Below are 9,416 nucleotides of genomic sequence, written 5' to 3'. Positions count from 1 at the left end.
GTGGTTTCCTGAAAAAAGGATTGCCTCATGGCTCTCGACGTTCAAGAAAAAGCACAAATCGTTGCTGACTATCAGCAAGCTGTTGGTGACACTGGTTCGCCAGAAGTGCAAGTTGCACTGCTGACCCACAACATCAACAAGCTGCAAGGTCACTTCAAGGCCAACGGTAAAGATCACCACTCCCGTCGTGGTCTGATCCGCATGGTAAACCAGCGCCGTAAGCTGCTGGACTACCTGAAAGGCAAGGATCTGGGTCGTTATCAGGCTCTGATCGGTCGCCTGGGTCTGCGTCGCTAATAAGCGATTGCGCTAGAGGTTGGTTGTCTGCCGTGTGTCAGTGGGATTCCCGCTGGCCCATGGCAGGCTCCCAGCCTCAAGTTTTATCTGGATACACGTTTTACCCTGGACCAGGCTCGGGCCGATTCCCGACATTGCCCAAGAATTTCGCAAGAAGACAAGTTCCCCAAGAGCCACAAAGAAGGTAGGACACCGTGAACCCGGTTATCAAAAAATTCCAGTTCGGTCAGTCGACCGTTACCCTCGAGACAGGCCGTATCGCCCGTCAAGCTTCCGGCGCAGTGCTGGTCACCGTTGACGACGACGTCACCGTATTGGTGACTGTTGTGGGCGCCAAGCACGCAGACCCAAGCAAGGGCTTCTTCCCTCTGTCCGTTCACTACCAGGAAAAGACTTACGCTGCCGGTAAGATCCCTGGCGGTTTCTTCAAGCGCGAAGGCCGTCCTTCCGAGAAAGAAACCCTGACTTCCCGACTGATCGACCGTCCGATCCGTCCGCTGTTCCCAGAAGGCTTCATGAACGAAGTGCAGGTTGTCTGCACCGTCGTTTCCACCAGCAAGAAGACCGATCCGGACATCGCTGCGATGATCGGTACCTCGGCTGCCCTGGCCATCTCCGGTATTCCTTTCGATGGTCCAATCGGCGCTGCCCGTGTTGCGTTCCACGAAAGCACCGGCTACCTGCTGAACCCGACTTACGAACAACAGAAAGCTTCGAGCCTGGACATGGTCGTTGCCGGTACTTCGGAAGCCGTGTTGATGGTTGAATCGGAAGCCAAAGAGCTGACCGAAGACCAGATGCTGGGCGCGGTACTGTTTGCTCACGACGAGTTCCAGGTTGTGATCAACGCTGTTAAAGAACTGGCTGCCGAAGCTGCCAAGCCAACGTGGACCTGGGCTCCACAGCCAGAAGCCACCGCTCTGCTGGGCGCCATCCGTGCCGAGTTCGGCGACGCGATCTCCCAGGCTTACACCATCACCGTCAAGGCCGACCGTTACGCTCGCCTGGGCGAGTTGAAGGATCAGGTTGTGGCCAAGCTGTCCGGTGAAGAAGGCCAGCCTTCTTCCAGCGACGTCAAAGCTGCATTCGGTGAAATCGAATACCGCACCGTTCGCGAAAACATCGTTAACGGCAAGCCACGTATCGACGGCCGCGACACTCGCACCGTACGTCCGCTGAACATCGAAGTGGGTGTTCTGCCGAAGACTCACGGTTCGGCGCTCTTCACCCGCGGTGAAACTCAGGCTCTGGTAGTTGCGACCCTGGGTACTGCGCGTGACGCACAGTTGCTGGACACCCTGGAAGGCGAGAAAAAAGACCCGTTCATGCTGCACTACAACTTCCCTCCGTTCTCGGTAGGTGAGTGTGGTCGCATGGGTGGCGCTGGCCGTCGCGAAATCGGTCACGGCCGTTTGGCTCGTCGTTCGATTGCAGCCATGCTGCCGGCTGCTGACGTGTTCCCGTACACCATCCGTGTTGTGTCGGAAATCACCGAGTCCAACGGTTCCAGCTCCATGGCTTCGGTCTGCGGTGCTTCCCTGGCGCTGATGGATGCTGGTGTACCGATGAAGGCACCGGTTGCCGGTATCGCCATGGGCCTGGTTAAAGAAGGCGAGAAGTTCGCCATCCTGACTGACATCCTGGGCGACGAAGACCACCTGGGCGACATGGACTTCAAAGTAGCCGGTACCGCTAAAGGTGTTACCGCGCTGCAGATGGACATCAAGATCAAGGGCATCACCGAAGAGATCATGGAAATCGCTCTGGGCCAAGCCCTGGAAGCGCGCCTGAACATCCTCGGTCAGATGAACCAGATCATTGGTCAGTCCCGTACCGAACTGTCGGAAAATGCTCCGACCATGATTGCGATGAAAATCGACACCGACAAAATCCGTGATGTTATCGGTAAAGGCGGCGCGACCATTCGTGCAATCTGTGAAGAGACCAAGGCTTCGATCGACATCGAAGACGACGGCTCGATCAAGATCTTCGGCGAAACCAAGGAAGCTGCAGAGGCTGCACGTCAGCGCGTTCTGGGTATCACCGCTGAGGCCGAGATCGGCAAGATCTACGTCGGTAAAGTTGAGCGCATCGTCGACTTCGGCGCGTTCGTCAACATCCTGCCAGGCAAAGACGGTCTGGTTCACATCTCTATGCTGAGCGACGCTCGTGTTGAGAAAGTGACCGACATTCTGAAAGAAGGCCAGGAAGTGGAAGTGCTGGTACTGGACGTGGATAACCGCGGCCGTATCAAGCTGTCCATCAAGGACGTAGCAGCAGCCAAGGCTTCGGGCGTTTAATCACCCCCGCTTGATTGCTTCAACGTTATAAAAAAGGCCCCGCAGTGAAAACTGCGGGGCCTTTTTTTGTCTTTGAAACAGGATGTGAAGTTGCTGGCTCTCGAACCCGGTGCTAGGTTTAGCCCACCGCCCGTGTAGCTCAGCCGGTAGAGCAGCGCACTCGTAACGCGAAGGTCGCAGGTTCGATTCCTGTCTCGGGCACNATTCCCTCTTATTTCACCTTTCTGCTCAGATCTTCCACAGTGCGTTTGAGCTGATCGAGTTGATTGTCCTGATCGCTGACTTCCCGCTTAAGGCTGGACAGATCGCTGGAGCTCGAGCTGGAACTCGACCCGGCGCTGCGCTTGAGGTCTTCCACTTGGCTGGCAAGCCTTTTCAGGTCGTTTTCCTGTTCGTTGACGGTACGTTTGAGGTCGTTCACTTCGCTGGAGCTTGAACTTGAACTTGAACTGGAGTTCGAGCTGCTGCTGCGCTTTAGATCGTCCATCTGACTGGCGAGCTTTTTCAGGCCGTTTTCCTGTTCGCTCACCGTGCGTTTCAGATCACTCACTTCGCTGGAGCTTGAGCTTGAGCTGGAATTCGAGCTGCTGCTGCGCTTTAGATCGTCCATTTGGCTGGCGAGCTTTTTCAGTCCGTTGTCCTGTTCGCTGACCGTGCGCTTGAGGTCGCTGACTTCGCTGGAACTGGAGCTGGAATTCGAGCTGCTGTTGCGTTTGAGTTCGTCCACGGCCTTGGCAAGGTTTACCAAGCCCGTGTTCTGTTCGCTGACCGTGCGTTTCAGGTTGTTCATTTCGCTGGCGCTGGAACTGGAGCTCGAACCACTGTTGCGTTTGAACTCGTCCATGGCCTTGGCGAGGTTCTTCAGCGCCGTTTCCTGGTCACTGACGGTGCGCTTGAGTTTGTCCACTTCGCTGGCATTCGAGATTGAACTGGAACCCGTGTCCTTTTTGAATTCTTCGATGAGCCGTGCCTGTGCACTGACGGTTTTCTTCAGATCTTCCAGATCTGCCGTATCGCTTTTAACCAGTCTTTGTAATTTTTCCACGTCATCAATACTGATACCGGATCTGACCATCACGTCTGTGCCGTAATAGTTGTGGTAAACGAGAAATTTATCAGAAGAGTTTGCGCTGTCGGATTTGTACTCCAGACCTGCTTGAGCCGAATCGGGTAATGCCAGGGTGCCGAGAAGAAGGGCGGCCATGCCAGTTGCAGACAGGATGGACGAAAGCTTGGAAAAATTGCGCATCACGGGTTCCTTGTGACGTGCCTAGATGGCACATCGCTATGACTTTACCTTTTGAACGTTGTTCCTGGGTAGAGAAGGAAAATTTTCAGAAAGCCCGATCAACGGTTTTTTTGTAGATTTGATGTAAAAGTCCATATAAATCGTCGACCAAACGTCCTATATTCGGACGTTGCACACGTACCACTTTGCAGTTTTCAGATGATCCCCGAATGGTTCTGAAGGCCAGACAAACCGGGCTTCACACGGTTTTTTGCGTCAGAGAGATCCTTGATGATCCAGATCCATCTTCCATTCCCCAGATCAGCGAGAACGCCATGACCGTTAAAGAATTGACCCAAGAAGCCAGACACGAAGAAGCGCTTAAAAAGTACCTGCTTGATACGCCCCAGCTAGCGGACGAGATCAAGGACCTGCCAGCCGACGATCAGAAAGACCAGATCCAGTGGGCGTTCGAGGATGAGGCGGAATCCCAGGGCCTGCAGCCATGGGAGCTGACGCTCAAGTACACCTCGACCCCTGAAGAGTTCGAGGCTGCGCGCCTGGTGCTGCACAAGGAGGCGGCCGAGGTGTTGGGCGTCGAGTGGGAAGAGTACTGCGAGATGAACAATCTGGTGGTCTGACAAAAACGCCAGCCTCATTGAGGCTGGCGTTTTTCATTCTCAGAGGCTCAGACGCATCGACAANAACGCCAGCCTCATTGAGGCTGGCGTTTTTCATTCTCAGAGGCTCAGACGCATCGACAGGTCGACAGCCTTCACATCCTTGGTCATCGCACCAATCGAAATGTAATCCACCCCGGTTTCCGCGATCGGCAGCAGCGTGTTTTCGTTGATACCACCGCTGGCTTCCAGTTTCGCCTTGCCCGCGTTCAGACGCACGGCTTCACGCATGTCATCCAGGCTCAGCTCATCGAGCATGATGATGTCTGCACCCGCCGCCAGGGCTTCTTTCAATTCCTCCAGGCTCTCCACTTCAATCTCGACCGGCTTGCCCGGGGCGATCTTGTGCGCAGCGTTAATGGCCTGAGCAATACCGCCACACGCAGCGATATGGTTTTCCTTGATCAGGAACGCGTCATACAGACCGATGCGGTGGTTATGGCAACCGCCGCAGGTCACGGCGTACTTCTGCGCCAGACGCAGGCCCGGCAGGGTTTTACGGGTGTCGAGCAGCTTCACCTGGGTCTCGCCGACAAAATCCGCCAGGTATTGCGCGCGGGTGGCCACGCCCGAGAGCAATTGCAGGAAATTCAGTGCGCAGCGCTCACCGCTGAGCAATGAGCGGGCCGGGCCTTCCAAGTGGAACAGCACTTGATTGGGGCTGACGCGTTCACCATCGGCCACCTGCCAATGCACCGCGACCCGAGGGTCGAGCTGGCGGAATACCGCGTCCACCCATGCGGTGCCGGCGATAACGGCCGCATCGCGGGTGATGATGGTGGCTTTAGCCAGGCGTTCGGCCGGGATCAGNTGTGCAGTGATGTCGCCGCTGCCGATGTCTTCCAGCAGTGCACGGCGCACGTTGGCTTCAATTTCGGCGGTGAGGTCGGCAAGACGTAGATTCGGCATAACGGGCTCCACAAACAAAGTGGCCCGATTATAGGGCCATGGCGCGAGGCAACCCAAGGCATCAGAGGCGTTCCCCTCATCTGCAAACCTGCATTTGGTCGATTCCCTTGAGTCATCGGCACTAAGTCAGCGTCTTCCCAATGCGTCTATTTCAATACGAAGCACAGAGTCCGCTGGCACACGGGGGCGCTTTTGCAAGATAATCCGCCTTGCTTTTGACGTCATGGCTTTGACGTGTTTTTGGGTTCACGACTATTCGCAGAATCACCGTTTCAGGCGGCTTGGATGCACAACGACGGGAATGTAGTGCCTTTGCACAAGGCGGCTACCGATCAGGCGACGCAATCGCCGCTCGCCCGCCTGCCTGTGATTCTGCTTCAGGTTCGCGACAAGGCCACTCAACAGCTCAGGCACGGCTTGCAAGCACTGTTTGATAACGCCGACGACACGCTGTTCGAAATGGCTGATCGGGCCCGCAACGATGTCGAGCAGAACCTCTTTTTCGAAGCCATGCGCGACTTGCGACTCAAGCGAAAAAGCATCGAGCGCGGTTTTCTCGAACAATTCTTCGAGGCGTTCGTCAGCCTCTCGCAGTACGACAGCCCCCAGGCGTCCATGCCTCAGGCATTGGCGTTTGAACCCGATACATTGCCCAATGACGATCTGGAGCGCAGCGTCGCGGTGGAAGCCATGGTCAGCAAAGTGCTGAACCGCGACGGGTTCGCCCTCGACCAACTGACAGCCCGACTCAGTGCTTTGCTGGGCAAGACGCTGGACAATAAACACAACCCGCTGGGACCGGCGCGGCTCTGCGAGTATTTCTTGCAGGCCTGGCGCAACCTGGGGGTGGAGATCAAGGTCAAGCTGATCATTCTCAAACTGTTCGACCGCTACGTGCTCAGTAGCGCTGATCAGTTGTACGCCGAAGCCAATCAACTGCTCATCGCAACCGGCGTGTTGCCCGACCTCAAGCCTGCGCCGATGCGACGTGCCAGCGATCATGCGGCCGCCAGCGCCCATGCCGAACCGATCGAGGTCGGCATCCACTCGGGTGATACGCCGATCGACGATGGCGTGCAGGAAGTCTTTGCCGCGTTGCAGGAGCTGCTGTTGCACGTGCGCGGCAGCGTCGCACCCACCCTCGAGGCCAGTGCCCAGACCCAGCCCATTGCCACCCGCGACCTGTTGCGCCTGCTCTCTCATTTGCAGCAATACGTGCCGGAACCCGAGGCCGAAGACGACTTCGACCTGCGTAACCAGCTTGAACAACTGCTGACCCGGGTCAGCGTCAAAAGCGGCAAGTCGCGTGTGGTCGGCGTGGCTGACGAAGACGTGATCAACCTGATCGCCATGCTCTTCGAATGCATCCTTGATGACCGCAACCTGCCGGATTCCCTCAAGGCGCTGATTGGTCGGTTGCAGATCCCGATGCTCAAGGTTGCGGTGCTCGACAAGAGCTTCTTCAGCCGCGCTAGCCACCCGGCCCGGCGTCTGCTCAACGAAATTGCTGCCGCCGCGATGGGCTGGGGCGAGTGCGATGACCACGAACGTGACAGCCTGTACCTGCGCATCGGGCAAGTGGTGCAGCGTCTGTTGAACGACTTTGTTGACGACCCGGCCATCTTTTCCGAGTTGCTCGCGGATTTTCTCGCGTTCACCAGTGACGAGCGCCGCCGCAGTGAATTGCTGGAACAACGCACCCGTGACGCCGAAGAGGGCCGCGCCAGGACCGAACTGGCGCGCCAGCGTGTCGAACAGGCGCTGAATCAGGCGTTATTGGGCAAAGTGCTGCCCCAAGGTGTGGTGGTCTTCGTGCAGGAGGCCTGGAGCAAAGTGCTGTTGTTGACCTGCCTCAAACACGGTGATGCGTCGGCGGAATGGCATGCGGATGTGCAGACCATGGAGCAATTGATCTGGAGCGTGCAGCGCCATGAGGAGCCCGATGCCGGCCTGCGGTTGTTGGCGCTGGTGCCGGGGTTGCTGAAGGCCTTGCGCGACGGGCTGAGCAGCTCGGCATTTGATCCGTTCGCCACCAGTGAGTTTTTCAGTGAACTGGAAACCTTGCACGTTCAATTGTTCGAGCGCCCGGGCCAGGCGGCTGAACAACCTGTCGAGCCGACGGTGATGGTCGAAGTGCTGCAGCAAATCGTGCTGCACACCGCCGACGAAGGCCCGACCGATGTGGTATCAGTACGGTTGCCGGTGGACGATGCCGGTTTGCTTCAGGTCGATCAACTGCGTCCGGGCTGCTGGGTCGAGTTTCAGGAAGACGATGAAAACACCCTGCGTTGCAAGCTGACCGCGATCATCGATTCCACCGGAAAATACATCTTTGTCGACCGCACAGGAATGAAAGTGCTGGAGCGCAGCCGCACCGGTCTGGCCCTGGAATTTCGCCGTGGCGCGGTGCGGGCGCTGGACGATACCTTGCTGTTCGACCGGGCCCTGGAGTCGGTGCTGGGCAATCTGCGGCGTCTCAATCGCGGCAAGTGATCGCGCCCCGAGGGCCTATCGCGGCATACTGGGCGCCAACACAGTCGTCGTTGAAGGAACCTGTATGCAGTTGGACCCCGCGAGCGGTTGGTGTCAGGGCGTGCGTGTATGCCCCTCGCCCAACTTCAATGCGCGCCCCTCGGGCGAAATTTCCCTGCTGGTGATCCACAACATCAGCCTGCCTCCGGCGCAGTTCGCCACCGGCAAGGTGCAGGAATTTTTCCAGAATCGTCTGGATGTCACGGAGCATCCCTATTTTGCAGGGATTGCTGACCTGCGGGTGTCTGCGCACTTTCTGATCGAGCGTGACGGCACCGTCACTCAGTTTGTCTCTTGTCTTGAGCGCGCCTGGCACGCCGGTGTCTCGAGTTTCGAGGGGCGGGACACCTGTAACGATTTTTCCGTGGGTATCGAGCTCGAAGGCACGGATGATCTGCCGTTCGAGGACGCTCAGTATCAAGCATTGACGACGCTGACCCGGCAACTGCAAAGCACGTTTACGGCGATCAGCGCGCAGCGCATCTGTGGGCATAGCGACATCGCACCGGGACGCAAGACGGATCCGGGACCTGCGTTCGACTGGGCGCGCTATCGCGCCGCCCTGGCAAAAGAGGAACAACAATGAGTTTTCTGGTGTTGCTTTTGGCCGTCTGGATCGAGAAGTTCTCGGCCCTGCGCCATCGGGTCCAACGTGACGGCGGTTGGGTGCGTGAACTGAACAAGCTTGAAGTCAGTCCGCGCCTGATCAATCGGCCATGGCTGATATTGGTGGTGCTGGTGTTGTTGCCGGTGGCGCTGCTGGGTTTGTTGTTGGTGGTGCTGGAACCGGTGGCCTACGGGTTGCTGGCGTTGCCGGTGCACCTGCTGGTGGTGATTTACAGTCTGGGTCGCGGCGATTTGCTGGCCGGCCTGGGACCGTTTCGCGATGCCTGGCGCCGGGAAGACCTGCAAGCCGCCGCCCATGTGGCGAAGCGCGACGTGGACATCTGCGCCGATAGCGGCGAGCAACTGCTTGAGCGGGTCGAAGGCCATTTGCTATGGCAGGCTTACCAAAGCTTTTTCGCGGTGATTTTCTGGTATTTCCTGTTGGGCCCGGTCGCGGCNCTGAGCTACCGGTTGCTGGCGCTGGCCGAAGAACACGGGCAGAAACCTGCAGTGGTCGAGCGAGCTGCACAGTTGCGTCATGCGTTTGATTGGGTGCCGGTGCGTCTGTTGGCGGCCAGTTTCGCGCTGGTCGGAAACTTTGTCGCGGTCAGCCGCGTCATGCTGCATGAACTGTTGAACTGGAACATCAGCGCTGCCCAGTTGATCGAGAAAGTCGGCTTGGTGGCAGGCGAAATTCCTGCACCGGTCGTCGGACCGGATGGCATCAACAGCCTGGACCGGATCTGGGAATTGCTGCTGCGGGCGGCGGTACTCTGGTATGCAGGTTTTGCGTTGTGGACGGTCCTCCCGTAACCCAACAGCTGTCTGACGTGAACGTTATTGTGGCGAGGGAGCTTGCTCCCG

Annotated in this window: 8 protein-coding genes and 1 tRNA gene; 7 read left to right on the top strand and 2 right to left on the bottom strand. The window is 57.6% G+C overall.

Annotated elements, in window-relative coordinates:
• Window positions 1-27: 27 nt before the first annotated feature.
• The 3 genes from rpsO (at window position 28) to B7L09_RS13015 (ending at window position 2,798) form a co-directional block, all read left to right on the top strand.
• Entirely contained in the window at window positions 28-297 is a 270-nt protein-coding gene (gene rpsO / locus B7L09_RS13025) for a 30S ribosomal protein S15 (protein ID WP_003176135.1), read from the top strand.
• 194 nt (window positions 298-491) lie between these two features.
• A complete protein-coding gene (gene pnp, locus B7L09_RS13020; RefSeq protein ID WP_094469166.1) occupies window positions 492-2,597 on the top strand; it encodes a polyribonucleotide nucleotidyltransferase in 2,106 nt (701 codons plus the stop codon).
• 128 nt (window positions 2,598-2,725) lie between these two features.
• Window positions 2,726-2,798, top strand: a tRNA-Thr gene (locus B7L09_RS13015).
• Between the two features lie 10 nt (window positions 2,799-2,808).
• On the opposite strand, the gene B7L09_RS32800 is transcribed toward B7L09_RS13015, so the two are convergent.
• Window positions 2,809-3,846: a hypothetical protein gene (locus B7L09_RS32800; protein ID WP_094469165.1), complete on the bottom strand. Its 1,038-nt coding sequence runs from the start codon at window positions 3,844-3,846 to the stop codon at window positions 2,809-2,811.
• 314 nt (window positions 3,847-4,160) lie between these two features.
• On the opposite strand from B7L09_RS32800, the gene B7L09_RS13005 reads away from it, so the two are divergent.
• Window positions 4,161-4,466, top strand: coding sequence for a DUF6388 family protein (locus B7L09_RS13005; protein WP_094469169.1), 306 nt, complete (start codon window positions 4,161-4,163; stop codon window positions 4,464-4,466).
• A 99-nt stretch (window positions 4,467-4,565) separates the two neighbouring features.
• Here B7L09_RS13005 and nadC read toward each other — a convergent pair whose 3' ends face one another.
• Entirely contained in the window at window positions 4,566-5,414 is an 849-nt protein-coding gene (gene nadC / locus B7L09_RS13000; RefSeq protein ID WP_094469164.1) for a carboxylating nicotinate-nucleotide diphosphorylase, read from the bottom strand.
• 285 nt (window positions 5,415-5,699) lie between these two features.
• On the opposite strand from nadC, the gene B7L09_RS12995 reads away from it, so the two are divergent.
• From B7L09_RS12995 to ampE, 3 genes are all read left to right on the top strand, one after another.
• The gene (locus B7L09_RS12995; RefSeq protein WP_094469163.1) at window positions 5,700-7,907 is read left to right on the top strand and encodes a DUF1631 domain-containing protein; all 2,208 of its coding nucleotides are present in this window, start codon (window positions 5,700-5,702) and stop codon (window positions 7,905-7,907) included.
• Window positions 7,908-7,971: 64 nt separating this feature from the next.
• Entirely contained in the window at window positions 7,972-8,532 is a 561-nt protein-coding gene (ampD, locus tag B7L09_RS12990) for a 1,6-anhydro-N-acetylmuramyl-L-alanine amidase AmpD (protein WP_094469162.1), read from the top strand.
• The gene (gene ampE / locus B7L09_RS12985) at window positions 8,529-9,365 is read left to right on the top strand and encodes a regulatory signaling modulator protein AmpE (RefSeq protein WP_094469161.1); all 837 of its coding nucleotides are present in this window, start codon (window positions 8,529-8,531) and stop codon (window positions 9,363-9,365) included. The genes ampD and ampE overlap by 4 nt, the downstream gene beginning before the upstream one ends.
• Window positions 9,366-9,416 lie beyond the last annotated feature (51 nt).

The organism is Pseudomonas mandelii (genome assembly GCF_002251635.1).
GTDB classification, from domain to species: domain Bacteria; phylum Pseudomonadota; class Gammaproteobacteria; order Pseudomonadales; family Pseudomonadaceae; genus Aquipseudomonas; species Aquipseudomonas mandelii_B.
Note: the sequence above shows the minus strand (reverse complement) of the source record. Positions and strands in the feature narration are given on the sequence as shown.